The 25820-nt window shown below is 66.5% G+C and carries 24 protein-coding genes; 16 read left to right on the forward strand and 8 right to left on the reverse strand.

Annotated elements, in window-relative coordinates; genetic code table 11:
* Window positions 1-93 precede the first annotated feature (93 nt).
* A complete protein-coding gene (locus tag QX094_RS17485) occupies window positions 94-720 on the reverse strand; it encodes a DUF1134 domain-containing protein (RefSeq protein WP_315714007.1) in 627 nt (208 codons plus the stop codon).
* Between the two features lie 119 nt (window positions 721-839).
* Here QX094_RS17485 and QX094_RS17490 point away from each other — a divergent pair, with 119 nt between their 5' ends.
* Window positions 840-1346: a YHS domain-containing (seleno)protein gene (locus QX094_RS17490; RefSeq protein WP_315714008.1), complete on the forward strand. Its 507-nt coding sequence runs from the start codon at window positions 840-842 to the stop codon at window positions 1344-1346.
* A gap of 15 nt (window positions 1347-1361) precedes the next feature.
* On the opposite strand, the gene cysQ is transcribed toward QX094_RS17490, so the two are convergent.
* Entirely contained in the window at window positions 1362-2195 is an 834-nt protein-coding gene (gene cysQ, locus QX094_RS17495) for a 3'(2'),5'-bisphosphate nucleotidase CysQ (RefSeq protein WP_315714009.1), read from the reverse strand.
* Between the two features lie 232 nt (window positions 2196-2427).
* On the opposite strand from cysQ, the gene chpT reads away from it, so the two are divergent.
* From chpT to QX094_RS17540, 9 genes are all read left to right on the forward strand, one after another.
* On the forward strand, window positions 2428-3090 hold the full coding sequence (gene chpT / locus QX094_RS17500) for a histidine phosphotransferase ChpT (protein ID WP_315752676.1): 663 nt from the start codon (window positions 2428-2430) through the stop codon (window positions 3088-3090).
* A 243-nt stretch (window positions 3091-3333) separates the two neighbouring features.
* Complete coding sequence (locus QX094_RS17505) at window positions 3334-6102, forward strand: hybrid sensor histidine kinase/response regulator (protein ID WP_315714011.1); 2769 nt, start codon at window positions 3334-3336, stop codon at window positions 6100-6102.
* 26 nt (window positions 6103-6128) lie between these two features.
* The gene (locus QX094_RS17510; RefSeq protein WP_315714012.1) at window positions 6129-6599 is read left to right on the forward strand and encodes a chemotaxis protein CheW; all 471 of its coding nucleotides are present in this window, start codon (window positions 6129-6131) and stop codon (window positions 6597-6599) included.
* A 68-nt stretch (window positions 6600-6667) separates the two neighbouring features.
* A complete protein-coding gene (locus QX094_RS17515) occupies window positions 6668-7033 on the forward strand; it encodes a PleD family two-component system response regulator (RefSeq protein ID WP_006613312.1) in 366 nt (121 codons plus the stop codon).
* A 74-nt stretch (window positions 7034-7107) separates the two neighbouring features.
* Window positions 7108-8298 carry a chemotaxis response regulator protein-glutamate methylesterase gene (locus tag QX094_RS17520; protein WP_315714015.1) on the forward strand — a complete coding sequence of 397 codons (1191 nt, stop codon included), beginning with the start codon at window positions 7108-7110 and terminating at the stop codon, window positions 8296-8298.
* On the forward strand, window positions 8295-9164 hold the full coding sequence (locus tag QX094_RS17525) for a protein-glutamate O-methyltransferase CheR (RefSeq protein ID WP_315752677.1): 870 nt from the start codon (window positions 8295-8297) through the stop codon (window positions 9162-9164). The genes QX094_RS17520 and QX094_RS17525 overlap by 4 nt, the downstream gene beginning before the upstream one ends.
* A gap of 216 nt (window positions 9165-9380) precedes the next feature.
* Window positions 9381-11135: a circadian clock protein KaiC gene (kaiC, locus tag QX094_RS17530; protein WP_315826144.1), complete on the forward strand. Its 1755-nt coding sequence runs from the start codon at window positions 9381-9383 to the stop codon at window positions 11133-11135.
* Window positions 11132-11428: a circadian clock KaiB family protein gene (locus QX094_RS17535; RefSeq protein WP_012046401.1), complete on the forward strand. Its 297-nt coding sequence runs from the start codon at window positions 11132-11134 to the stop codon at window positions 11426-11428. Before kaiC ends, QX094_RS17535 begins: the two co-directional genes overlap by 4 nt.
* Before the next feature lie 11 nt (window positions 11429-11439).
* Window positions 11440-12927, forward strand: a complete 1488-nt coding sequence (locus QX094_RS17540; protein WP_315826145.1) for an HWE histidine kinase domain-containing protein — start codon at window positions 11440-11442, stop codon at window positions 12925-12927.
* 13 nt (window positions 12928-12940) lie between these two features.
* On the opposite strand, the gene QX094_RS17545 is transcribed toward QX094_RS17540, so the two are convergent.
* From QX094_RS17545 to QX094_RS17570, 6 genes are all read right to left on the reverse strand, one after another.
* Window positions 12941-14062 (reverse strand): DUF2252 family protein, encoded by a 1122-nt coding sequence (locus QX094_RS17545; RefSeq protein ID WP_315826146.1) that lies wholly within the window; start codon window positions 14060-14062, stop codon window positions 12941-12943.
* 36 nt (window positions 14063-14098) lie between these two features.
* A complete protein-coding gene (locus QX094_RS17550) occupies window positions 14099-14491 on the reverse strand; it encodes a hypothetical protein (protein ID WP_315714020.1) in 393 nt (130 codons plus the stop codon).
* 106 nt (window positions 14492-14597) lie between these two features.
* Window positions 14598-15761 (reverse strand): glutathionylspermidine synthase family protein, encoded by a 1164-nt coding sequence (locus QX094_RS17555; RefSeq protein WP_316188073.1) that lies wholly within the window; start codon window positions 15759-15761, stop codon window positions 14598-14600.
* Window positions 15762-16100: 339 nt separating this feature from the next.
* On the reverse strand, window positions 16101-16496 hold the full coding sequence (locus QX094_RS17560; RefSeq protein ID WP_316188074.1) for a hypothetical protein: 396 nt from the start codon (window positions 16494-16496) through the stop codon (window positions 16101-16103).
* Window positions 16497-16498: 2 nt separating this feature from the next.
* Window positions 16499-16903, reverse strand: a complete 405-nt coding sequence (locus QX094_RS17565; protein ID WP_316169364.1) for a DUF350 domain-containing protein — start codon at window positions 16901-16903, stop codon at window positions 16499-16501.
* Window positions 16904-16972: 69 nt separating this feature from the next.
* A complete protein-coding gene (locus QX094_RS17570; protein WP_316186705.1) occupies window positions 16973-17728 on the reverse strand; it encodes a GntR family transcriptional regulator in 756 nt (251 codons plus the stop codon).
* A 204-nt stretch (window positions 17729-17932) separates the two neighbouring features.
* Here QX094_RS17570 and QX094_RS17575 point away from each other — a divergent pair, with 204 nt between their 5' ends.
* The 6 genes from QX094_RS17575 (at window position 17933) to QX094_RS17600 (ending at window position 25664) form a co-directional block, all read left to right on the forward strand.
* Window positions 17933-18934: an ABC transporter substrate-binding protein gene (locus QX094_RS17575; RefSeq protein WP_316188216.1), complete on the forward strand. Its 1002-nt coding sequence runs from the start codon at window positions 17933-17935 to the stop codon at window positions 18932-18934.
* Window position 18935: 1 nt separating this feature from the next.
* Window positions 18936-19745 (forward strand): ABC transporter permease, encoded by an 810-nt coding sequence (locus QX094_RS17580; protein ID WP_316166476.1) that lies wholly within the window; start codon window positions 18936-18938, stop codon window positions 19743-19745.
* Window positions 19746-19747: 2 nt separating this feature from the next.
* Window positions 19748-20524, forward strand: a complete 777-nt coding sequence (locus tag QX094_RS17585) for an ABC transporter ATP-binding protein (RefSeq protein WP_316188075.1) — start codon at window positions 19748-19750, stop codon at window positions 20522-20524.
* A 238-nt stretch (window positions 20525-20762) separates the two neighbouring features.
* On the forward strand, window positions 20763-21491 hold the full coding sequence (locus tag QX094_RS17590; protein WP_316188076.1) for an aspartate/glutamate racemase family protein: 729 nt from the start codon (window positions 20763-20765) through the stop codon (window positions 21489-21491).
* Entirely contained in the window at window positions 21442-22920 is a 1479-nt protein-coding gene (gene hydA / locus QX094_RS17595; RefSeq protein ID WP_316188077.1) for a dihydropyrimidinase, read from the forward strand. Before QX094_RS17590 ends, hydA begins: the two co-directional genes overlap by 50 nt.
* A gap of 596 nt (window positions 22921-23516) precedes the next feature.
* Window positions 23517-25664 carry a phospholipase D-like domain-containing protein gene (locus QX094_RS17600; RefSeq protein ID WP_315767798.1) on the forward strand — a complete coding sequence of 716 codons (2148 nt, stop codon included), beginning with the start codon at window positions 23517-23519 and terminating at the stop codon, window positions 25662-25664.
* The last annotated feature ends 156 nt before the right edge of the window (window positions 25665-25820 follow it).

Here is a 25820-nt window from a genome sequence, read left to right on the forward strand (position 1 = left end):
GCTGATTCAACGCCAGCCCAATGCCGTGTTAACCTTGATCCGTCACGGGAGAACGTGTCCTCGCGGCATCAATTGGCGGTATCGGCGGCGGCCTCAGAACGGGTTCCAGGTCGCGCTCGGCGTGAACTTGAGGTAGCCGACATTGGCGCCGAGCCGCAGGCCGATGCCGGACCTGATCGGGACCAGCACGATGTTGTTGGCGGTGAGCGCCGTCATGCCGAAGCCGCCGACGATATAGGCCGAGCCGTCGATGCCGACGAAGCGCTGGTAGATCGCGCTGGTGGCCGGCAGGTTGTAGACCAGCGTCATGGTGCGGGCGCCGTCGCCGCCCCAGTCGAAGCCGAGCGAGGGGCCCTGCCAATAGACGCGGAGGTCGCCGGCGTTCTTGGTGTAGAGCGTGCCTTCGCCGTAACGGAGACCGGCGACGAAGGCACCGGCGCCTTCCTCACCCAGGATGTAGCCATTCGGCAGGCCCCATTGGCTGACGGCGCGCTCGATCACCGAGGCGAGGCCGCGCGAGACGTTGCCGAAGAAGCGGTGGCCGGCATTGACGAGCTCGTCCGGGTTGAAGCTGTCCGGGCTCGGCGCAGGGCGCGGCGGGGGTGCGGGCTGCTGATACGGCGGCGCGGCAGGCGGGGGCGCCTGCTGCGCGGCGACCGACGCGGTCATGGCCAGCACGGCCGCGAAAGTCGTGGCGGCAAGGCGGGATGCGAAACTCATCGATGGAAATCCCCTGCTATCGGCTGCCCGAGCCTCGCCTTAACCTGACGCCAACCACATCGGGCGATTGTCGGGCGAGGGGCGATGCCCCTGCGACTCCCATGTTATCGGCACCAACTATGACCGCACAACGGCAACAACCGCCCCAGACCGGGTCAAAGTCGCTGTTTCGCCTTGTAATTGCCGCTATCGCGCTCGCTGGGCTGCCGCCGGTCGGCGCGCCGGCGGCCACGACGCAGCGCATCATCTCCGACCGCTTCAGCGGGCTGGCGATCGACGGCTTCGACCCTGTTTCCTATTTCGTGGATGGCAGGGCCATGCCGGGGCTGCCGGATTTCGAGGCGTCCCAGGGTGGAGTGGTCTGGCGGTTTCGCAACGAGGGCAATCGCGCCTCGTTCCTGGCCCATCCGGAGGTCTACGGCCCGCAATTCGGCGGCTACGACCCGACCGATGTGGCTCGCGGCGTGACGGTGGCCGGCAACCCGCGCTTCTTCGTCGTGGTCGAGGAACGGCTGTTCCTGTTCAACCGAGAAGAGAGCCGCGACGCTTTCGCGGCCGACCCGAGCCGCTATCTGCCGGGTGCGGAGGCCCGTTGGCCGGCGCTCGAGGGCGACCTGCCGCAATAGCGCGGCAGCGCTGTCTCAAACCTTCACCGCAGCCGGGTCGCCCCAGGCGATGAAGGACGGCACGATGAAGCCGTCGGGGCGCTCGCCATAGCGCAACGGCGCGCCGGTCTCGCTGGTGACGGTGCCGCCGGCGGCTGCGACCACGGCATGGCCTGCCGCCACGTCCCATTCCGAGGTCGGGCCGAGCCGCGGATAGATGTCGGCCAGACCTTCGGCGAGCCGCCCGAACTTCACGGCCGAGCCGAGCGGCAGGCGCACCGCGCCCGGACGCGCCGCAATGAAGGCTTCGGTGCGGGCATCGCCATGCGACCGGCTGACCGCGGCGACCCATGCCGCGCCTTGCGGCGGCATCGGCCGGGTGCGGATCGGCTCGGCGGCCGCCAGACCCGCCTCCGTGAACGACAGCCGCTCGGCGCCACGGCCGACCAGGCCGCGCCAGATCTGGCCGATGGCCGGCGCGCAGACGATGCCGAGCAGCGGGCTGCCGTCGGTAACCAGCGCCAGATTGACCGTGAACTCGCCGCGCCCGGCGACGAACTCCTTGGTGCCGTCGAGCGGATCGATCAGGAAGAAGCTGCCCTCGAACGGTCCTGCGCTCGTTCCGACCCGCTCCTCCGACAGCGCGGGGATCGCGGGCGCCAGCCGCGCCAGCCCCTCGGCAATGACCCGGTCGGCGGCAAGATCGGCCTCGGTGACCGGCGAGCCGTCGGATTTGTCGGTGACGGCCATGGCGCGCCGGTTGACGGCGAGGATCGCGTAGGCCGCCTCGACGACGAGTTCCGTCAGAGGCGTCATCAGCGCCGCGGCGGCCTCGACCCCGACGGTTCCTGCAGTCGGTGCCGTCGTCATTGCGCGGTGCTCCTTCCGGCCATTCCGTACGCAGCTGGCATCATCGTATCCCTGTTCTGGCGCCCGGCGCATCCGGGTACGGCCGTTCGCACGTTCATTGCGGCTGCCGGGAAAACCGCTACGTACTTTCCCGTGTGCCGCTCTCAGTTCGGTGGCGGTCCATGCTTTCGCAGTGTATCAAGCGTTAACGCAAGCATGATTCGCCCAGGTTCGCGGATTTCAGGAACATCGAATGTCCGGCACGTCCTCTCCCGAGATCGCCAATCCGATACCCGCTCCCGATACGCTCGAACTTGCCGCTCTGCTCTGCTCGAAGGTCTGCCACGACCTGATTAGTCCGGTCGGGGCCATCGTCAATGGGCTCGAGGTGCTCGACGACAATCCGAAGCCGGAGGATCGCGACTTCGCGCTGGAGCTGATCCGCAAGAGCGCCAAGACGGCGTCGGCCCGGCTGCAATTCTGCCGCCTCGCCTTTGGTGCGGCCGGCTCTGCGGGCGCGCAGATCGATCTCGGCGACGCCCAGACCATGGCGCGCGGCCACATCGAGGACGCCAAGACCTCGATCACCTGGAATCTGCCGCGGCTGCTGTTGCCCAAGAACCGGGTCAAGCTGCTGCTCAACATGATGGTGGTGGCGCAGCAGACGATCCCGCGCGGCGGCATGCTGACCGTCGACCCGATCGGCGATGGCGAGACCATGAGCTTCCGCGTCGCCGCCACCGGGCTCAATGCCCGGCTGCCGCAGAACATCGTCAATCTGCTCGGTGGCGACTTGCAATCGACCATCGATGCCCACGCGGTGCAGCCCTACTACACCCGTCTGCTCGCCGATGCCTGCGGCCTCAAGGTGACGCTCACCGCCGACGGCAATGCGATGGTCGTGCAGGCGGCCTGATCGGGCGGACGTCCTGCCGCGTCAGTCCCTGCGACCTCGTGTCGTGGGACAGACGCAACAATCCCTTCACCATGGTTAATCAAGCCTTGCCGATGTGTCCGAACTTGTCCGGATGCATCTTATCTCTTTGTTGAGTCCGTTCATTTGCGCTTACTCAACTAATATTAAACGCTTTGCACCGAAACTGGCCACGGTTTGAAGGGCGCGTCATGTCGCGTTCCGTTGCGTGCGAAGGCCAGTTTCATGGATGACCTGTTGCGTGAGTTCCTGACGGAGACCAGCGAGAGCCTGGACACCGTCGATAATCAATTGGTGCGGTTCGAGCAGGAGCCGAACAACGCCAAGATCCTCGATAACATCTTCCGGCTGGTGCACACGATCAAGGGGACCTGCGGCTTCCTCGGCCTGCCGCGGCTCGAAGCACTGGCGCATGCCGCCGAAACATTGATGGGCAAATTCCGCGACGGCATGCCGGTGACCGGCGAGGCCGTCACGCTGATCCTGACCACGATCGACCGCATCAAGGACATCCTGGGACAGCTCGAGGCCAACGAGGCCGAGCCCGAGGGCGAGGACCGCGACCTCATCAGCGAGCTCGAGGCCATGGTCGAGCGCGGCATGGCGGCCATGGCCGCCGGCGAAGCGGCCCCGCCGCTGGTGCCGGCCGCGCCGCCCGCCCCCGCGGTGACGCACGGCTCGCTGATCGACCAGACGCTGGAGCGTCCGCTGCGTCCGGGCGAAGTGTCGCTCGACGAGCTCGAGCGGGCCTTCCGCGAGACCGCGATCGAGTTGCCGCCCGCGCATGAGAAGGCGCCTGAGCCCAAGGCCGCTGCCCCGGCGCCGGTCGCCAAGGCCGGGCCTGCCAAGGCGGAAGCAGAGGCCAAGGCCGAGCCGAAGAAGGCGGCGCGGCCGAAGGTCAATGCCGACGGCGAGGTGCACGAGAACGACAAGGTCGCCAACCAGTCGATCCGCGTCAACGTCGACACGCTCGAACATCTGATGACGATGGTCTCGGAGCTGGTGCTGACGCGCAACCAGCTCCTGGAGATCGCCCGCCGCAACGAGGACACCGAGTTCAAGGTGCCGCTGCAGCGGCTGTCCAACGTCACCGCCGAGCTGCAGGAGGGCGTCATGAAGACGCGCATGCAGCCGATCGGCAATGCCTGGCAGAAGCTGCCGCGCATCGTCCGCGACCTCGCCACCGAACTCGGCAAGCAGATCGAGCTCGAGATGCACGGCGCCGACACCGAGCTCGACCGCCAGGTGCTCGACCTGATCAAGGACCCGCTCACCCACATGGTGCGCAACTCCGCCGATCACGGCCTGGAGACGATGGCCGAGCGCGCCGCGGCCGGCAAGGCCGAGCAGGGCACCATCCGGCTGTCCGCCTATCACGAAGGCGGCCATATCATCATCTGCATCGCCGACAACGGCCGCGGCCTCAACACCGAGCGCATCAAGGCCAAGGCCTTGGCGAACGGCCTCGTCACCGAGGCCGAGCTCGAGAAGATGACGGAAGCGCAGATCCACAAGTTCATCTTCGAGCCGGGCTTCTCGACCGCGGCCGCCGTCACCTCGGTCTCGGGCCGCGGCGTCGGCATGGACGTGGTGCGCACCAACATCGACCAGATCGGCGGCACCATCGACATCAAGTCGGTGCTCGGCGAGGGCACCTCGGTCACCATCAAGATCCCGCTGACGCTCGCGATCGTCTCGGCGCTGATCGTCGAAGCCGGCGGCGACCGCTTCGCGATCCCGCAATTGTCGGTCGTCGAGTTGGTGCGTGCGCGCGCCAACTCCGAGCATCGCATCGAGCGCATCAAGGACACCGCGGTCTTGCGCTTGCGCAACAAGCTGCTGCCGCTGATGCATCTGAAGAAGCTCCTGAAGATCGACGACGGCTCGTCGACCGATCCGGAGAACGGCTTCATCGTGGTGACGCAGGTCGGCAACCAGACCTTCGGCATCGTGGTCGACTGCGTGTTCCACACCGAGGAAATCGTGGTCAAGCCGATGTCGACCAAGCTGCGTCACATCGACATGTTCTCGGGCAACACCATCCTGGGCGACGGCGCCGTGATCATGATCATCGATCCGAACGGCATTGCGAAAGCGCTCGGCGCCGCCGGCTCGGCCTCGCAGGCGGTGTCCGACGAGCACGCCGCGCATCACGCCATCGGCGGCGAGCAGCTCACCTCGCTGCTGGTGTTCCGCGCCGGCACGGCGCAGCCCAAGGCGGTGCCGCTGGCGCTGGTCACGCGCCTGGAGGAGATCGCGGCCGACAAGATCGAGATCTCCAACGGCCGCTACATGGTGCAGTACCGCGACCAGCTGATGCCCCTGGTGCAGATGGAAGGCGTGTCGGTGCAGACGTCGGGCTCGCAGCCGATCCTGGTGTTCGCCGACGAGACCCGCGCGATGGGCCTCGTGGTCGACGAGATCATCGACATCGTCGAGGAGCGGCTCAACATCCAGGTCTCCGGCGCCAAGGACGGCATCCTCGGCTCGGCGGTGATCAAGGGCCAGGCGACCGAGGTGATCGACGTCGGCCACTTCCTGCCGATGGCCTTCGCCGACTGGTTCATCCGCAAGGAGATGCACACCGACGCGCAGACGCAGTCGGTGCTGCTGGTCGACGACTCGCCGTTCTTCCGCAACATGCTGGCGCCGGTGTTGAAGTCGGCCGGCTACAAGGTGCGCACGGCGGCCTCGGCGATCGAGGGCCTGGCCACGCTGCGCTCCGGGCACAGCTTCGACATCGTCGTCACCGACATCGAGATGCCGGAGATGAACGGCTTCGAGTTCACCGAGGCGATCCGCGCCGACCAGAACCTGAGCCAGATGCCGGTCATCGCGGTGTCGTCGCTGGTGTCGCCGGCGGCGATCGAGCGCGGCCGCCAGGCGGGCCTCTACGACTACATCGCCAAGTTCGACCGGCCAGGCCTGATCGCGGCGCTGAAGGAACAGATCGAGGAACGGGCCCGCGCCGAAGCCAACCGGCGGGCCGCGTGACAGCAAGCGGACAGGAGTAGCGTGCGATGAGCAGCAAGATCGAAACCACCGAGGGCGCCGCCGTCGAATACGTCACTGCGATGATCGGCGGCCAGCTGTTCGGCCTGCCGATCTCCCGGGTACAGGACGTGTTCATGCCGGAGCGGGTGACGCGGGTGCCGCTGTCATCGGCGGAGATCGCCGGGGTCCTGAACCTGCGCGGCCGCATCGTGACCGTCGTCGACATGCGGGCGCGGCTCGGCCTTGCCCGCGCCGAGGACGGCAAGCCGCCGATGGCGGTCGGCGTCGATCTGCGCGGCGAGTCCTACGGTCTCCTGATCGACCAGATCGGCGAGGTGCTGCGGCTGCCCGAGGAGGGCCGGGAGGAGAACCCCGTCAATCTCGACCCGCGCATGGCGAAGCTTGCCGGCGGCGTGCACCGCCTCGACGGCCAGCTGATGGTCATTCTCGACGTCGATCGCGTGCTCGAGCTCGCCGCCGACAAGATGGCGGCCTGAACACTGCAACGTGCGGGCAGCGGCGCATCATGCGTCGTTGCATTGGATCCTGATCTCGTGAGGCTGATATGAGAACGTGTCTGGTAGTTGACGATTCCAGCGTCATTCGAAAGGTGGCGCGACGCATTCTGGAAGGTCTGGATTTCCAGATCGTGGAAGCGGAGGACGGCGAGCAGGCGCTGGAGATCTGCAAGCGGGGCCTCCCGGATGCGGTGCTGCTCGACTGGAACATGCCCGTCATGGACGGCTACGAGTTCCTCGGCAATCTCCGGCGCATGCCCGGCGGCGACGCGCCGAAGGTGGTGTTCTGCACGACCGAGAACGATGTCGCGCACATCGCGCGCGCGCTGCACGCCGGCGCCAACGAGTACATCATGAAGCCCTTCGACAAGGACATCGTGACGGCGAAGTTTCAGGAAGTCGGGCTGATCTGATCTCCGTCGCGTGCGTCGGTCCCGTGGTCGTCCGGGCTTGCCGTCACCCCGTGCCTCTGTCCTGTTGGTGAACTATGAGCGTCGCGTTGGCCAGTTCTTCGATCCCAAGTTCGACCAGGCAGGAACCTCTCCGCGTGATGGTCGTGGACGATTCCGTGGTCATTCGCGGCATGATCTCGCGCTGGATCGCGTCTGAGCCCGACATGGTCGTGGCGGCGTCGCTGCGCACGGGCCTCGAAGCCGTGAACCAGATCGATCGCGTCAATCCCGACGTCGCCGTGCTCGACATCGAGATGCCCGAGCTCGACGGCATCGCCGCCCTGCCGAAGCTGCTTGCCAAGAAGAAGAACCTCGCCGTCATCATGGCGTCGACGCTGACCCGCCGCAACGCGGAGATCAGCTTCAAGGCGCTGTCGCTCGGCGCGGCCGACTACATTCCGAAACCCGAGAGCACGCGCGAGGCGTCGGCGGCCGACAATTTCCACTACGATTTGATTCAGAAGATCCGCAATCTCGGCGCCAAGGCGCGCCGCGCCGCTCCCGCCCCGCATGCGCCGGCCGCCTCGCCGATCGTCCCGCAAGTCCAGGGGCTCCGGCCTGCGTCAACGGCGCGGCCGATGGTCGCTCCCGTGGCGCCCGCCGCGCCGACCCAGCTGGCGCGCCGCTCCTTCAGCACGCAGATGCCGAAGGTGCTGCTGATCGGATCGTCGACCGGCGGCCCGCAGGCGCTGATGTCGCTGGTGACCGAGCTCGGTCCCGTGATCGACCGCTTTCCGGTGCTGATCACCCAGCATATGCCGCCGACCTTCACCACCATCCTCGCCGAGCATCTGGCGCGCTCGAGCCGCAGGCCGGCCCATGAGGCCGTCGACGGTGAAGTGGTGAAGCCGGGTCAGATCTACCTTGCCCCCGGCGGCCGCCACATGCGTGTGGCGCGCCATGGCGCCGATGTGGTGATCGCGCTGGACAACGGTCCTCCGGTCAATTTCTGCAAGCCCGCCGTCGATCCCTTGTTCATGTCGGCGATCGAGGTCTGGCAGGGCTCGACCCTGGCCGTGATCCTGACCGGCATGGGATCCGACGGCATGCGCGGCGGCAAGGACATCGTCGCCGCCGGCGGCAGCGTGATCGCGCAGGACGAGGCGACCAGCGTGGTCTGGGGCATGCCGGGCGCAGCAGCCAATGCCGGCATCTGCGCGGCCGTCCTTCCCTTGAATCAGATTGGACCGAAGCTGGTTCGTCTGTTTGCTGGAGACCGTTCGTGACACCCCTGGACTATGAGTTCTTGCGTAAGGTCCTGAAGGATCGCTCCGGCCTCGATCTGTCGGCCGATAAGCAGTACCTGGTCGAAAGCCGGTTGCTGCCGCTGGCCCGCCGCTCCAACCTGCCGGGCATCACGGAGCTGGTGCAGAAGATCAAGAGCGGCGCGGAGCAGCTCACGACGCAGGTGGTCGAGGCGATGACCACCAACGAGACGTTCTTCTTTCGCGACAAGATTCCGTTCGATCATCTCCGTGAGGGCATCCTGCCGGCGCTGATCCAGTCGCGCGCCAATCGTCGTTCCCTGCGCATCTGGTCGGCCGCCTGCTCGACCGGACAGGAGCCGTATTCGATCGCGATGTGCCTGCGCGAATTCGGTCCCGCTCTGGCGGGCTGGCGCATCGAGATCGTTGCCACCGACCTGTCGCAGGAGGTGCTGGAGAAATCGAAGGCCGGCCTCTACAGCCAGTTCGAGGTGCAGCGTGGATTGCCGATCCAGCTGCTGGTGAAATATTTCACGCAGCTCGGCGAGCTCTGGCAGCTCAGTGCCGACATCCGCGGCATGGTCCAGCATCGCCAGCTCAATCTGCTGCAGGACTTCTCGCATCTCGGCAAGTTCGACATCATCTTCTGCCGCAACGTGCTGATCTATTTCGATCAGGAGACCAAGGCCTCGATCTTCGAGCGAATGGCCAAGGTGATGGAGCCGGACGGCACGCTGTTGCTGGGAGCCGCCGAATCGGTCGTCGGCATCACCGACGCGTTCCGGCCCAACCAGGAGCGGCGGGGTCTGTACCAGATCAATCCGGTGCGCAGCCCGCGCGGCGGCGCGGCGCTGCTGCCCGGCCTCAAGGTGGTCGCGGCGCGCTGACGCCGGCCGGAGCCGTCTGTGACCGGGGGGCGCCGGTCGGGCGGTCGGCCGTTCCGTCCCGCGTGCGTCCGTCCCGCGTGGGCGGCCGGTCCTTTCTGCGCCCGCAGCCTCCTTCCGAAGCAAATCTCGCCGACCCATGGAACTTTTCGGTTCCTGACGCGTCTATTCACGCCTTGGTGTGGACTCACGCGTGTTGAATTGGTGGCGGGGGATTGGATGAAAACGAGTGTGCGTCCTCGAATCGTGACGCGGGATCTCCCTGTCATCGCCAAATCGCCGACCGGGATCGACGGCCTCGACGAGGTCACCTTCGGTGGCCTGCCGCAAGGGCGGCCGACGCTGCTGTGCGGCGCGGCCGGTTGCGGCAAGACGTTGTTTGCGATGACGTTTCTCTACAATGGCGCGGTCGCCTACGACGAGCCGGGCGTGTTCATCGCGTTCGAGGAGCAGCCCGAGGACCTGATCAAGAACGTCGGCTCGCTCAGCTACGACATCGATAGGCTGATCGAGCAGAAGAAGATCGTGGTCGATCACATCCATCTCGATCGCAACGAGATCGAGGAGGCCGGCGACTACGATCTCGACGGCCTGTTCATCCGCATCGGCTTCGCGATCGATTCGATCGGCGCCAAGCGCGTCGTGATCGATACGATCGAGACCCTGTTCGGCGGCCTCGACAATCAGGCGGTGCTGCGCTCCGAGTTGCGCCGGCTGTTCGAATGGCTGAAGAGCAAGGGCGTCACCGCCATCATCACCGGCGAGCGCGGTGATGGTACGCTGACGCGCTACGGCCTCGAGGAATACGTCGCCGACTGCGTCATCCTGCTCGACAACCGCGTGCACGATCAGCTCTCGACCCGCCGGCTGCGCGTCGTGAAGTATCGCGGCACGGCGCATGGCACCAACGAATACCCCTTCATCATCGACCAGGAAGGCATCACGGTGATGCCGATCACCTCGTCGGGGCTCGCGCATGATGCGTGGACGGAGCGGGTCTCCACCGGCATTGCCGATCTCGACGACATGCTCGAAGGCCAGGGCTACTACAAAGGGTCGAGCATCCTGATCTCGGGCATGGCCGGCTCGGGCAAGTCGACGGTGTCGGCACACTTCGCCAATTCGATCTGCAAGAGCGGGCAACGCTGCATCTATTTCGCGCTGGAGGAATCCCCGCAGCAGATCATCCGCAACATGAAGTCGGTCGGTCTCGACCTGCAGCAATGGGTCGATCGCGGCCTGCTGCGGTTCTCGGCGCGGCGCCCCAATCTGTACGGACTGGAAACGCATCTCGCCGCCATGCATCGCGAGGTCAAGGAGTTCGATCCCGCCGCCGTCGTGGTCGATCCCATCTCGGCGCTCATGGGCGCCGGCATTGCCGGCGACGTGCATTCGATGACGTTGCGCCTCATCGATTTCCTGAAGGCGCGCGGCGTCACGGCGCTGTTCACCAATCTCGGCGCCGGCAGCGCGGAGACGGCGACCACGGAGATGCAGATCTCGTCGCTCACCGACACCTGGCTGCTGCTCTACAATCGCGAGAGCAACGGCGAGCACAACCGCCAGCTCTATCTGCTGAAGTCGCGCGGCATGGCGCATTCCAACCAGGTCCGCGAATTCCTGATGAGTGCCGACGGCATCTCGCTGCGCGAGGTCTATGTCGGCCCGGAGGGCGTGCTCACGGGATCGGCCAGGGTGGCGCAGGAGGCGAGAGATCGCGTCGAGCGCCTGCTGCGCACGCAGGATACGGAACGACGCGCGCGCGAGATCGAACGTCGCCGCCGCGACCTCGCGGCTCAGATCGAAACGCTCAAGGCTCAGCTGGCCAACGAGGAGAGCGAGATGGAGCTCATCAATCTGGAAGGCGCTGCCCGCGAGGATCAGCGCGCAGCCGCTCGCCTCGCGCAGATCGAGAGCCGCTCGTCCAGGCCTCGTCCGAGCTCCCCAGCCAACCCGCTGACATCCAGAAAATGACGGCGGCTCCGATGGAACAGGATGGCTACAATCTCCGGCTCTATGTCGCCGGTCAGACGCCGAAATCGCTGGCGGCGCTCGCCAACCTCAAGAAGCTGTGCGAGACGCATCTGCCGGGCCGCTACACGATCGAGGTGATCGACCTGATGAAGGATCCGGCCCTCGCACAACGAGATCAGATCGTCGCAATCCCGACCTTGATCCGTCAACTGCCCGAGCCCCTCAAGCGAATCATCGGCGATCTCTCCAATGCGGAGAAGGTGCTGGTTGGTCTGGACATCGCACCGAGCTGAACGGAGGACGCGTGGCATCAACAGACGCGATGCAGGCGGGACGGCCGCGTAACGAGGCGGAGGAGACGGTCGAGGCCATTCATCGCGGCAACGTCGATGCCGTGGTGGTGCAGGGCCCGACCGGACCCCAGGTCATCATGCTGCAGGGCGCGGACGCGCCCTATCATGTTCTGGTCGAGCGCATGAGCGACGGCGCTCTGACGCTCGATGCCGACGGCTGCATCGTCTATGTCAATTCCAGGCTGTGCGCGCTGACCGGCCTCGGCGTACAGCAATTGGTGGGACGCAGCTTTGCCTCGCTGTTTGCGGGAGCGGTGCCCGAGCAGCGCGCCGACGATGCGGCAACCGACGCTCAACTGTGCCGCGCTGACGGCGGCCAGCTGCCGGTGTCGGTGTGGATGCGCCAGATGGCGATGGGCGGCGTGGTGGCCACGCTCGTGACGCTGACCGACATGTCGATTCAGCGGCGCGCCGAGGAGGTCGCCAATGCCGAGCGCTTTGCGCGCTCGATCCTGGAGCAGGCGACCGATGCGGTCGTGGTGCTGGCGCTCGACGGCCGGATCACCCATGCGAGCTGGGTCGCGGAGCAGCTCGCGGAACGACCGCCGGTCGGCCAGTTGTTTTCTGAGGCGTTCCCGCTCGATGGGCAGAGCGCCAGCCAGCGAGGCACGTTGACGCGCTTCTCGCGCGAGAGCCTTGATCAGGCGCTGGCGACCAAGCCCTTCCATGGCGTCGAGGTCGCCTTGCGCAACGCGCAGGCGTCGGGGCGGTCGTTCCTGCTGTCCGGCGGGCCCCTGGTGAACGATCTCAAGGAGACGGTCGGCTCGATCGTCACCCTGACCGACATCACCGAACGCAAGCGCGCGGAAGAGCAGCAGACCGTGCTGGTCGCCGAGCTCAATCACCGGGTGAAGAACATCCTGGCGATCGTGCAGTCGGTGGCGGGGCAGACCTTGCGGACCTCACCGTCGCTGCCGGCCTTCAACAAGGCGTTCTCCGGGCGCATCCAGGCGGTCTCGATCGCGCATGACATCCTGACGCAGACCCGTTGGATCGGCATCGGACTGAACGAACTGCTCACCACCGTGCTGGCGCCCTACGGCATCGGCGAAGGGCGGATCGCCATCGACGGCCCTCCGGTGCTGCTGGAGGCACGGCTGGTGCTGCCGCTTTCGATGGTGCTGCACGAGCTTGCGACCAACGCCTCCAAATATGGCGCGTTGTCCGCCTCCCACGGCCAGGTCACGATCTCCTGGCGCCTGCGCGACGATGGCCGCCGGCTGGAGCTGGTCTGGCTCGAGCGCGGCGGACCGCTGATCGAAGGCGGCGGCGGGCGCGGCTTCGGCACCACGCTGATCGACCGCGTCGTCCGCTTCGATCTCGAGGGCGAAGCCCTGCTCGACTTCGAGCCCGCGGGCATTCGCTGCTCGCTGACCTTTGCGCTGACCGCGGAGACGACCCCCGAGCATCTGCCGGCATCGGCCGTGCAGCCGGACTGATCGGATGCCCGCCTCAGCGCGCGATCGGAACGGAGCGTGCCGCCTTGCGGCGCCAGACGTCGTGGTCCCTTTCCGTCGCCTCACGCGCGGCGCGCGCTGCTCGGCGCAGCCAGCCTGAACCGCGCTGCTTCAGGTCCGCCGCGATCCCGGCGCCGGCGCGGCGGTCGGCGGCATGGATGGAGGCGAGGTCGGTGCCCATGCCGCGCAGAAGCTCCAGCTTGAGATCGGCGCCGGCTTCCTCGCCGAGATCGATCTTGCGTGAATCCGCCGACAGGCGTCGGACCACGTAGTCCCCGTCATTGGTTCTGTGAACGTGCAGGAATGGATCGGGCGCGCGATAGGTCCCGGTCGACAGCTCGACGAATCTGTGCGGCGGCGCCGGCTTTGGTTGCATCCTGCCCTTCGTCCTGTTCTTGGCCCAGGTCCAGGCCGAAGGGACCAGCGCCTTGGCCTCGCGGACGACGCGGCCGCCGCGCCATGTCGCGACGACGACGTAGCGCGGACGTCCGCGGCTGCCGCCGCCGGCGAAGCGATGGAAGAATGCGGCATTCTTCGCCTGCTCCGGAAGGCTGGCGGTGAGCAGCTTCCGCACCGCGGATGGAATCGCATCGGCGGCCGCGAGGCCGTTGATCTCCTCCCAGAACGCGCGGCGGCAATCATCCGAGCATTTGACGTAGGGCCTGATCCAGATCTCGTGTTCGTCGAGCAGCGCCGGCCGCGGGTGTTTGAGACCGTCGCGATAGCCTTGGAGGATCGCGTCTGCGGCGTCGCGGCTGTCGATTGCCATGTCGGGCGCGAGCTCGATGCTGGTCGTGAGCCGGACCAGATCGAAGGCGTAGGGCATCCTCGCAGCCTCGTCGAAATCGTTGACGCCCCACACCCAGCGCCCGTCGGCATCACGCCACGTGCCGAAATTCTCCAGATGGATGTCGCCGACGCACAGCGCGACCGGCGCCTCGGCCAGCTCCGGGCAGATCTCCTCGATGCGCCGCGCCCAGCGATAATAGGTGGCGCGCAGCAGGGCGAACGGAGACTTTCGCATCCGCTGGTGCTTGGCGAGAAGGTCGTCCTCGACCACTTTGCATTGGCTGCGAAGCCAGGCCTCGTAGGCCGCGGTATCTTCGATGATGGACACGCGATGCCTCCCGATGCGCCGGGCGTGAGCGAGGCGTTATGAGTTGCGTTGACGCCGAACGAACGTGGCCTCGCACATCGCGCGCAGCGCGCGCTCGTCGAACGGCTTGGCGAGCCGGGCCAGGCTGCGGAACTCCGGCGGAAACAGCGTCGCATCGTCATAGCCGGAGGTGATCACGATCTTGAGCTCGCGCGCGATCAGCTGCGGCAGGACGGCGAAGATCTGCTCGCCGCGCAGGTTGACGTCGAGCAGCGCGCCGTCCAGGCCGCCGCGCTCGGCCTCGCGCAGCACGTCGCCGACGCGCGAGACGGGACCAACCACCTCGCAGCCGAATCCCTGCAACACCGTTTCCAGCTCGAGCGCGATCAGGCCCTCGTCCTCGGCGACCAGGATACGCAAGCCTTCGAGTTCGGGTTTGTCCGTCGCCATGCCTCGTCCCGGTCATGCGCGCCCATCGCGCAGGGAGTTCACCCTCGGTCTATCTAATCCTCTCGACCGGCGTGTCGAGGCGTTTTCGTCGGCGGTCGTTAATATCCTACAGGATTGCGTGCGGCAAAAAGCGCGAGCGGTTGCCCGTGATCGGGCTCGTGTCTTCGCGGATCGACAGGCCGCAGGGCTGATGGTCGACGAGCCAGCTGCCGATCACCGGGAACACACCGCCGAAATCCGGCAGCGGCGCCGGCGCCTGGCGGATGAAGCCTTCGGCGCCGTAGGGACCCTCCTGCGTAGAGACGGCGACGCCGTCGGACACCAGGCTGACATTGGCGCCCTCGCGCGAGTAGATCGGCTTGCGCACGAAGCTCGGGCCGAGGCCGGCGGCCTTCGGATCGTCCTCGAAATAGGCCGGCAGCAGGTTCGGATGGCCTTCGTGCATCTGCCAGAGCAGGGGCAGGATGCCCTTGTTGGACAGGATGGCCTTCCACGGCGGCTCGATCCATTGCGTCGGCGCCTGCGCGAGCTTGACGCCGAACGCATCGCGAAACATCCACTCCCAGGGATACAACTTGAAGGCGAGCGCGATGTCGCCGTTCTCGAGATCGACGAAGCCGCCGCCGCTCTCGCGCCAGCCGATGTCGGCGACGTCAAGGATGGTTGTCGACAGGCCCGCTTGGGCTGCCGTGTCGGCCAGATAGGCCAGGGTCGTGGCGTCCTCGGCGTTGGCGGTCAGCCCGGCCAGATGCACGCGGCGCCGCTTGCCGAGGGCGCGCCAGCGTTCGATCAGGCGCTCATGGATTGAGTTGTACTGGTCCGCGCGCCCCGGCAGGATGCGGCGCTCGATCGCTTGCTCGAGCCACGTCCATTGGAAGACGGCGGCCTCGAAGATCGACGTCGGCGTGTCGGCGTTGTATTCGAGCAGCTTCGCCGGCGTACGGCCGCCCTGATAGCTGAGGTCGAACCGCCCATAGAGGCTGCCGTCCCTCCGGCGCCAGCTCTCCGCCAGCAGCGGCCAGACCGCTTGCGGGATCTTCAGCTGGCGCAGCAGCGCCTCGTCACCGACGACGCGCGCGACCAGCGCGAGGCACATCTGCTCGAGCTCGGCCGTCGGCTCCTCGATGCCGAGCTCGATCTCGGCGATCGTGAATGCGTAGTAGGCGCGCTCGTCCCAATAGCGCTCGCCGTCGAGTTCGTAGAAGTCGAATCCGCATCGTGCCGCGGTCTCGCGCCAGTCGTCACGTTCGGGACAGGGGATGCGCTGCATCGGCGTCAGCCCAAGGCAGCAGCGAACAAGCCGTGCCCGTGGCAACAGGGCGCAGCACGACCGCGGCCGCCATCAATGATGCGGCCATGATCACGTCCGCGCGGTCCCGGCGCCATCCCGCGCCGGCGACCACGCGATCGCCTGCCAGCAGATTGCTGCGAGGCGGCGGCGGTCGCCGCAGCCCTCATCGTCGCCGGCACCATCAGGTGCCGACATTGCATCGGATCGCTTCCGATCAGTAGGTAGGCCAGTTTTTTATGATTTTGAGTCTGTGTCAAAGATCCGAATCCGAGATAACAGCATGAACGCGGTGTTTTCACGGCGCCGGCGCGACGAAAATCAGCCGCCGCCTCCGAAGCCGTGTCCGAACGAGCCAAAGCCGCCGCGCGAGACATGTGCGGAGGAGGCCTCGGCGACATGGCTCGATCCGCTGCTTCTGGAATCGCTGTCGCCGCTGGAAAATCCCCAGCGGCCGGAGCCGCTGCCGCCGCCACCACCGCCGCTCGAGCGGCGCGTCGTGCATTCGCTCGTCTGCGGCTGGCCGGCGATGGTCGGCGTCTCGGCGCCTGGCTGCGGGCAGCTCTGCTGCCGCGGCATCAGCGCATAGGCAGTGCTGCCGACGGCGAGCGTGCCCATCAAGAGCAGCGCGACATGGCCGGAGCGCTTCACCGGCGGCGTCGCGGGCGGGGGCGGCATCGGCCAGCGCTTGCCGAATTCGCGGCGTTTCTCGGCCATGGTCAGATGATCATCGAGGCGGCGTTCAGCGCGCCGGCGGAGAGCGACGCGAGACCGAGCCAGATCGCCGAAGCCAGCTCGCCGGCGACGATGCGCTGGGCGAGATCCGGCACCGGAATGCGGACGAGGTAATAGACGATCACCTGGACGATCAGCGCGACCAGCGCCCAGATCAGGCAGTCCAGCACGTTGGCGGAATGGGCGATGGCGCTGACCAGCGGCAGGGTGAAGCCGAGCAGACTGAGGCCGAGCGCGATCGCGGCCGAGGGGTGATTGTCCCGGATCAGCTGGAATTCATTGTAGGGCGTGACGCGGGTGTAGACGAACAGGTAGGCCGTCACCGCGGCCAGCGCGGTACAGAAGTACACCAGAAAGGCCGGCAGGCCGGCGAGCGATTGCAGGATCATGATCAGGCCAAGCGTGTGGAGCTCTCATCTGTCGCGATGCCAGCATGCCCGGTTCGACGTGAACAAAGTCTATCCGCCCTTCGCCAGATCCCGCCTGGCCTGGTCCAGCATCTGCAGCACCGAATCCCCGGTCTTGCGGGTGTGCTCGGAGAGCGCCTGCGCGAAGCCGTCGCCGTCTCGGGCCCGCAGCAACGCCATGAAGGCCTCGTGCTCCCGGATCGACTCGTCCCAGCGCCGCGCATCGTAATTGGCCACGGCGCGGGCGCGGAAGACGCTCGCGTGCAGCGTGCCCCACATGCTGAGCAGCACGGCGTTGCCGGCGAGCTTGGTGATCTCGGCATGGATCTGCTGGTTGAGCCGGAAATAGGCGGCGCGCTCGGCGGCATGATGCAGCGCCACCAGCTCGGCATGCATGGCGTCGAGCCTGGCAAGGTCGTCCGCCGTCGCACGCGCGGCCGCGGCGCGGCCCGCGGCGGCATCGAGCGACACCATCACGTCGAAGATCTCGGCGATCTCGCGGGCGTCGATCGGCGTCACCACGGGCGTGCGATGCGGCCGCAGCTCGATGAGGCCCTCGGCGGCGAGGATCTTGAAGGCCTCGCGCAGCGGCGTGCGCGACACGCCGAAAGTCTCGCATAGCATGCGCTCGGGCAAGGCAGCGCCGGCGGCGAGCTCGCCGTCCACGATCATCTCGCGCACCCTGGCGACGACCTGATCGTGCAGCGACAGCCGCTCGAGCGGCCGCTTGGAGTGGTCGGACGACAGCTTCAGCCGCGCCGGCTTGAAGCGCGTCTTCAGTCTGGGCCGGGGTGCTGGTGGGGTCATGTGGGCGCGGCTGCTCCGCTGCGAGATGCCTGAAATTCGGGCGATGCGCCCGCGGATCAGGCAGGTTCTTCAAAGTTGTTTGGTTATTACATATTGATTTTATTGTATAAAAGCAACGTCGCATATCGCATCCAGTTGGCATGTCGCTTGCTGATGAGAGCACAAGCCATGAGAGACAAGCCCGTGGATCGACCTGCCCTGGAGATGGATGTGAAACGTTTCATGCTGCTCATTCTCGCCCTGCTCGCGCTGCCCTCGCTCAGCTTCGCCGACGACGCGCCCAAGATCAAACTCGGCTACGCCAAATGCGCGCATTGCACGCCGATGTCGCTGACGCCGCAGTTCGCCGAAGGCGTCGCGATCGATGCCGTCAGCTTCAACACCGGCACGGACGCGCTGACCGCGCTGGTCTCGAAGAACATCGACGTCGCGCAGGTGACCTATCTGCATTACGCCATCGCGCTCGACAAAGGCTTCGACGTGGTCGCGATCTCCGGCCAGGTCAATGGCGGCTCGGCGATCCTGCTCGGCAACGATCTCGAGGTCGCGCCGGGCGATTGGAGCGCGCTGAAGGCGCTCATCGCCAAATACAAGGCCGACGGAAAGCCGTTCCGCGTCGCCGCCTCGCGCGGCAATGCGCAGGACATCCACATGCGCGGCGCCTTCGCCAAGCAGGGCATCGACATCAACAAGGACGTGCAGTTCGTCAACATCCCCAATCCGTCCGACCATCTGCAGGCGCTGCGCCGCGGCGAGGTCGAGCTGATCTGCACCGTCGAGCCGTTCGCGACCCAGATCATGCAGGCCAAGGCGGCGAAGTTCTTCGGTTTCCCTTACGACCAGGCCGCCGGCAAGCTGACCAACCTGATCCTGACCCGCTCCGACGTCATCGCGTCGAACCCGAAGGCGCTGGAGGGCGTGGTGCGCGCGGTCGTCAAGGTCGATGCGCACATCGCCGCCGACAAGCCGGCGCTGATCGAGGTCATCTCCAAGATCACCGGCCTCGACAAGGCGATCGCGACCGGCGCGGTCGAGAATCTCGATCCCGACCCGAAGATGTACCGCGCCTCGGCGCTCGCCATCGCCGCGATGATGCGCGACCTGAAATACATCAACTCGGACGTCACGGCCGCCGTCGAGAAGAACCTCGACTACCGCTTCCTGGAAGCGGCCACGGGCAAGCCGAAGACCGAGCTCGGCTACTGAGATGACGGCGCTCGCCCAGCTCAGGAAGCTCGATCGCTATATCGTGCCGGTGCTCGTGCTCGCCGGCTGGGAGGCGTTCTCGCGCTCCGGGGCGCTGCCGGCAGCGCTGCTGCCGGCGCCGTCGACGGTCGTGTGGGCGTGGGCGGACTGGCTGGTCGGCACCGACGGCAACACCCAGACCTACAGCGGCCATTGGCTCGCCGACATGCTGGCGAGCCTGTCGCGCGTTGCCGCCGGTTTTGCGATTGCCACCGTGCTCGGCGTCTCGCTCGGAGTCGCCATCGGGTGGTCGCGCAAGATAGAGATCGTGATCGAGCCGACGCTTCAGATGCTGCGGCCGATCCCGCCGGTGTCGTGGATCCCGCTCGCCATCATCTGGTTCGGCATCGCCAACAAGCCGGCGATCTTCCTGGTGTTCCTCGGCGCGTTCTTTCCGATCCTGCTCAACACCATCCACGGCGTGAAGACCTGCGACCGCAATCTGATCCGCGCCGGCGCCATGGTCGGCGGCAGCGAGCGCAAGCTGCTGCGCTACATCGTCGTGCCCGCGGCGATGCCGAGCATCTTTGCAGGGCTTCGCATCGGCATCGGCTCGGCGTGGATGCTGACGGTGACGGCCGAAATGGTCGCGGTGAAGAGCGGGCTCGGCTACGTGCTGTGGGATTCCTACTACTTCCTGCGCTACGATCTGGTGCTGGCGGCGATGGCGAGTATCGGCCTGCTCGGCTTCTGCAGCGATCTCGCCATCCGCTTCGTGATGGCGCGCGTGCTGCACTGGCAGCGCAACACCACGCTTCGTGGCGGAGAATGACGATGGCCACGATCGAGATCTCCGGCGTCTCCAAGATCTTCACCGACAAGAAGCGCAACGCCGACGTCACCGCGCTCGCCGACATCAATCTGTCCATTGCCCGCAACGAGCTCGTCTGCCTGCTCGGTCCCTCCGGCTGCGGCAAGTCGACATTGCTCAACATGATTGCCGGCTTCGAGAAGCCGAGCGCCGGCAACATCACCGTCGACGGCCGGCCGGTGACCGCGCCCGGCGCCGATCGCGGCGTCGTGTTCCAGCATGCCAATCTGATGCCGTGGCTGCCGGTGTGGGAGAACGTCGCCTTCCATCTCCTGCTCGGCGGCGGCCAGAAGGCCGAGCGCCGGGCGAAGGCGCAGATCTATATCGACATGGTCGGGCTGACCGGCTTCGAGAACCACTATCCGTCGGAGCTGTCGGGCGGCATGAACCAGCGCGTCGGCATCGCCCGGGCGCTGCTGATGAATCCGCAGGTGATCCTGATGGACGAGCCGTTCGGCGCGCTCGACGAGCAGACCCGCATGGACATGCAGACCGAGCTGGTGCGGATCTGGCAGCAGCACCAGGGCACGATCGTGTTCGTCACCCATGGCATCGACGAGGCGCTGACCTTGGGCACGCATGTTGCGGTGATGAGCGCACGGCCGGGGCGCATCGTCGAGATCATCCCGATCGATCTGTCGCGGCCGCGTGATATCACGTCACCGCAGTTCAATGAGTTGAAGCGGCATATCCTGGCGTTGTTGCGTGGCGAGCGGGCGGAGCAGGGGGCGAGTGCATGATTGCTGCTCAATCGCGCCCGCCCAAGCGCTGCATGTTCAGGTCAAGCCCTCGCCACAACGGCAGTGCGCCCCCTCTCCCGCTTGCGGGGGAGGGCTGGGGTGGGGGCGCCGCACGGCGCGCTGCCCGAGCGGATAGAGTTCCCCCATCCGGATCGCATCTGCGATGCGATCCGGCCTCCCCCGCAAGCGGGGGAGGCTTTCCCGCTCGCCATCCGCGATCGAACGAGGTCGTTCACCCATGACCAAACGCACGCTGCTCGGTATGCTCACGCCGTCGTCCAACACCGCGCTGGAGCCGATCACCTCGGCGATGGTCGCGAGCCTGCCCAACGTCTCCGCGCATTTCTCGCGCTTCAAGGTCACCGAGATCGCGCTCTCGTCCGACGCGCTCGCGCAGTTCGACATTTCCAACATCCTGCGCGCCGCCGAGCTGCTGGCGCATGCCAAGGTCGACGTCATCGGCTGGAACGGCACCTCGTCCGGCTGGCTCGGCTTCGAGGCCGACATCAAGCTGTGCGAGCAGATCACGGCCGCGACCGGCATCCCTGCGACCACCTCGATGCTGGCGCTGAACGAGATCCTGGCGGCGGCGAAGGTCACCTCGCTTGGCCTCGTCACGCCCTACCGCGACGACGTCCAGGCGCGCATCATCGCCAACTACGACAAGCTCGGCATCGCCTGCCGCGGCGACCGGCACCTCAACCTGCAGGACAATTTCTCCTTCGCGGAGGTGACGCCGTCCGAGATCGAGACCATGATCCGCGAGGTCGCGCGCGAGAAGCCGGATGCGATCGCGGTGGTCTGCACCAACATGCGCGCCGCGCCGCTGGTCGCGCGGCTCGAGCTGGAGACCGGCATTCCGATTCTCGATACCATCGCCACCGTGGTATGGAAATCGCTGAAACTGGCGGGCGTCGATGTCAGCGGCGTCAGCGGGTGGGGATCGCTGTTTCAGAAATTCGCTTGAATCTGGACTAGGGAGAGCGCGTCACATGGCTGCCTTCGACACCATCATCCGCAACGGCACCGTCGCCACCGCGAGCGATACGTTCAAGGCCGATGTCGCCATCAAGAGCGGCCGCATCGTCGCGATCGGCGAGGCCATCACCGATGCCGACGAGATCGTCGATGCCACGGGCCTGCTGGTGCTGCCGGGCGGCATCGACAGCCATGTCCATATCAGCCAGCCCTCCGGCCCCGGCATCGTCATGGCCGACGATTTCGAGAGCGCGACGCGCGCCGCCGCCTTCGGCGGCAACACGTTCGTCATGCCCTACTGCCTGCAGGAGAAGGGCCAGCCCTTGCGATCAGCGCTGAAGGACTATCACGCGCTCGCCGACAACGCCTGCTACGTCGACCACTCCTTCCATCTCATCATCGCCGATCCCACCGACGCCGTGCTCGGCCAGGAGCTGCCGGCGCTGGTCGCCGACGGCTATTCGTCGCTGAAGATCTTCATGACCTATGAGGGGCTCGCGCTGAACGACTACGAGATCCTCGGCGTGCTGCAGGTCGCGCGCGAGCAAGGCGCGCTAGTGCAGATCCACGCCGAGAACTATGACGCGATCCGCTTCCTCACCGACCGCCTCGAGCGTGCCGGCCACATCGCGCCGTACTATCACGGCAAGTCGCGCCCGATTCCGGTCGAGCGCGAGGCAACGCATCGCGCGATCTCGCTGGCCGAGCTGATCGACGTGCCGATCGTCATCGTTCACGTCTCCAACCGCGAGGCGATGGAAGAGATCCGCCGCGCGCAGGCTCGGGGCCTGAAGATCCATGGCGAGACCTGCCCGCAATATCTGGTGCTGACGGAGGAGGACATGCAGGGCCTCAACATGGAAGGCGCCAAATATGTCTGCTCGCCGCCGCCGCGCGACAAGGCCAGCCAGGAGGCCTGCTGGGAGGGCCTGCAGCAGGGCGTGTTCTCGCTGTTCTCCAGCGACCACTGCCCGTTCCGCTACGACGACGAGGCCGGCAAGCTGACGCCGAAGGGCCGCACCAGCTTTCGCTGGGTACCGAACGGCATCCCCGGCGTGGAGACCCGGCTGCCGATCCTGTTCTCCGAAGGCGTCAGCAAGGGCCGCATCACCCTGAACCAGTTCGTCGCCTTCACCGCCACCAACCATGCCAAGACCTACGGCCTGAAGGGCAAGGGCTCCATCGCCATCGGCTACGACGCCGACATCGCGCTGTGGGACCCGGCGAAGACCGCGAAGATCAGCCAGTCCGGCCTGCACCACGGCTCCGACTACACGCCCTATGAAGGCATCGAGATCACCGGCTGGCCGGTGGCGACCATGCTGCGCGGAAAATTCGTCGTGCGCGACGGCGAGTTGATCGGCGCCAAGGGCAGTGGCCGCTACGTCACCCGCGGCAAGCCGGGCGGCCTGGCCTGAGCGGCCTGAGCGCGCTCTCTCGACGCGTCATTGCGAGCGAAGCGAAGCAATCCAGAGTCGTGAACGGGACTCTGGATTGCTTCGTCGCTGCGCTCATCGCAATGACGAGTTGGACACAGGTGCCCACCCTCCCCTGGACGGCAGGGCGATCGCATATGACGAATGCGACAATCGCGGCAGCGACGCCTGCCGGCTAGTTACTCCGTCATGCCCGGGCTTGTCCCGGGCATCCACGTTGCTCCCAGGGCGCCGGACGACGTGGATGGCCGGGACGAGCCCGGCCATGACGACGTGGAAACAGACGAGAGCAATCCGTAGGGGGCCATATGCGATCGCTCTGCCCGGGAAGTTGAGGCTACGCGCGTCGTCCATCCGGAAGGCTTCCTCGCCAATCCATCTCATTCACCTCATGTGTGGGTAGTCTGTCCCCCACCCCGGCTCTCCGGAGGAGGGTGAGCAGCGATCCGGTCGAGCCACTGCCCTCCCGCACCGCACCATCTTCCCTCGCGACCTCCGACTAGCCACTTCTTGTTCCGGATGTGTCGAACCCTTGTCACAACCGCACGACATATCCTTGTCAGACAAGGAGTGCCGCCATGCCCGCGCTTGCCTTTTCCAACAATGATATTGCCGTCATCGCCTGGACCTTCGATCGCCGTCTCGACGGCTGTCTCGGCTTCGCCATTCATCGCATCGATCTCGCCGATCACACCGACACCGTGCTGCCGGCGCTGGCACGGTTTGCCGGGCAGACCGCGGACAAGCTCACCACCGAGCAGGCGCCGATCCAGAAGTTCTGGTGGAAGGATCTGTTCGCCAAGCGCGGCGGCACCTACAAATATCGCATCGTGCCGATGGCCGGCACGCCCGGCCAGGCGCTGACGCCGCTCGAAGGCGTCGCGCCGCTGGAGAGCAATCCGGTCACGCTGACGCCGGAGCGGCCGCCGTTCCACGTCTATTTCAACCGCGGCATCACCGCGACCCAGGCGCTCAGCCATGCGCTGAACGACAAGCCGAGCGTGTCGGCGCTGGCCCCGCACATCCTCGATCCTGCCGATCCCATTCGCATCCGCCTGATGGGCCAGCTTCAAGACGGCCTGACCTCGCTGCTGGCGCGCGCCGATGCCGGCGGCGGCGCCATCCATGCCGCCCTCTACGAGCTGAACGATCCCGACGGCCTCGAGAAGCAGCTGCACCAGAACCCGAACAGCCGCACGGTCATCCTCGGCAACGAGCAGGGCAAGGACACCGACGACGCCGACGCCGAGAACCGCGCCGACCTCAAGTCCGCCGGCGTCACCGTGATCGACCGCATCCTCGGTAAGGGCAGCATCCCGCACAACAAGTTCATGGTGCTCACCGAGAACGGCAAGCCGAGCGCGGTGCTGTCCGGCTCGACCAACTGGACCTCGACCGGCCTGTGCACCCAGACCAACAACGCGCTGGTGGTGGAGAGCCCAGTGTTGGCGCAGCGCTATCTCGGCTATTGGAACGCGCTGAAGGCCGACGTCGACGCCGCCGCCGGCGACAAGTCGGCGCTGCAGTCGAAGACCTTGCGCGACTTCGCCCGCGCCAACAATGCCGACGCGATCCAGGCGCCGGTCGACCTGGGCCACGGCGTCACCGTCGAGCCGATGTTCTCGCCGAACACCCACGGCAAGCTCGGCAAGAATCCCGATACGCCCGGTGACATGGGCCGCGTGTTCGAGCTGATGCGATCGGCCAAGCACGCCGTGCTGTTCCTGGCCTTCGATCCCGGCAACAACTCGATCCTCGACGTCGCCGGCCGGTTGCTCAAGGACAAGCCCGATCTGTTCGTGCGGGGCGCGCTGACCAGCCCGGTGCGCGCGACGAATTTCTCCGCCGCGCTGCATTCCGGCGGCCATTCGGAGGTGCCGGCGGAGGAGGGAGCGGACGACACCGCGCCCCAGGTGACGGTGGTCGGCGAGGCCGGCAAGCCGAAGAAGCCGGGCGCCAAGGGCAGCATCGATTTCCGCGCCGTGCCGGCCGGCGCGGTGCAGGACGCGTTCGGCAAGTGGGAGAGGGAGCTCGGCAAATACGGCTTCGCCATCATCCACAGCAAGATCGTGGTGATCGATCCGTTCAGCGACGACTGCGTCGTCGTCACCGGCTCGCACAATCTCGGCTTCCGCGCCTCGCACAACAACGACGAGAACATGCTGATCATCCGCGGTCACCGCGGTCTCGCCGAGGCCTATGCCTGCCACGTCCTCGACCTCTACGACCACTACGCCTGGCGCTTCCTCTTGCAGCAGCACCCGGAGATCTTCGGCAAGCCGCTGCAATCCGACGACACCTGGCAGGACCGTTACATCAAGGGCGCGGATGAGAAGTCGCCGGAGCTGCGGTTCTGGCTGTCGGCGGCGGGTGGCGGCGGGGCGGTCGAAACGCCACCGACGCCGAAGAAGCCCGCCAAGCCAACCGGCACCACCAAGCCGGCCAAGACACCGGCTGCGACGACGAAGCCCGCGAGGCCGTCGACCAAGCCGGCCAAGAAGGCCCAAAAGAAGACCGCCGCTGCAGCCAAGACCTCGGCCGGCCGCAAGACAAGCACGACAAAGAAGGTCGCGAAGAAGGCGTCGAAAACGGCAAGCCAGCGTGCCGCCTCAGCGAAGAAGGCGAAGGCCAAGGCGACCAAGACGGCGGCCAAGCGTCCGGCGAAGAAGACCGCGACCAAGACCGCCAGGCGAGCCAAGACGAGCGCCAAGAGGAAAGGGCGCTGAGCGTTGCGCCCGCGCTGAACCGTCGCCGCGCAGACGAGGCCATGGGATCGTGATGCGAGTCCGCGGGATCGCATCATGATCTCGTCTCTTGCCCGAAGCGGATCGCGGGCACACGAGCGTTCCAGTCCTCAGAGCATGATCCAAAAAAATGGAAAC

The organism is Bradyrhizobium sp. SZCCHNS1050 (genome assembly GCF_032484785.1).
In the GTDB taxonomy this organism is placed as follows: domain Bacteria; phylum Pseudomonadota; class Alphaproteobacteria; order Rhizobiales; family Xanthobacteraceae; genus Bradyrhizobium.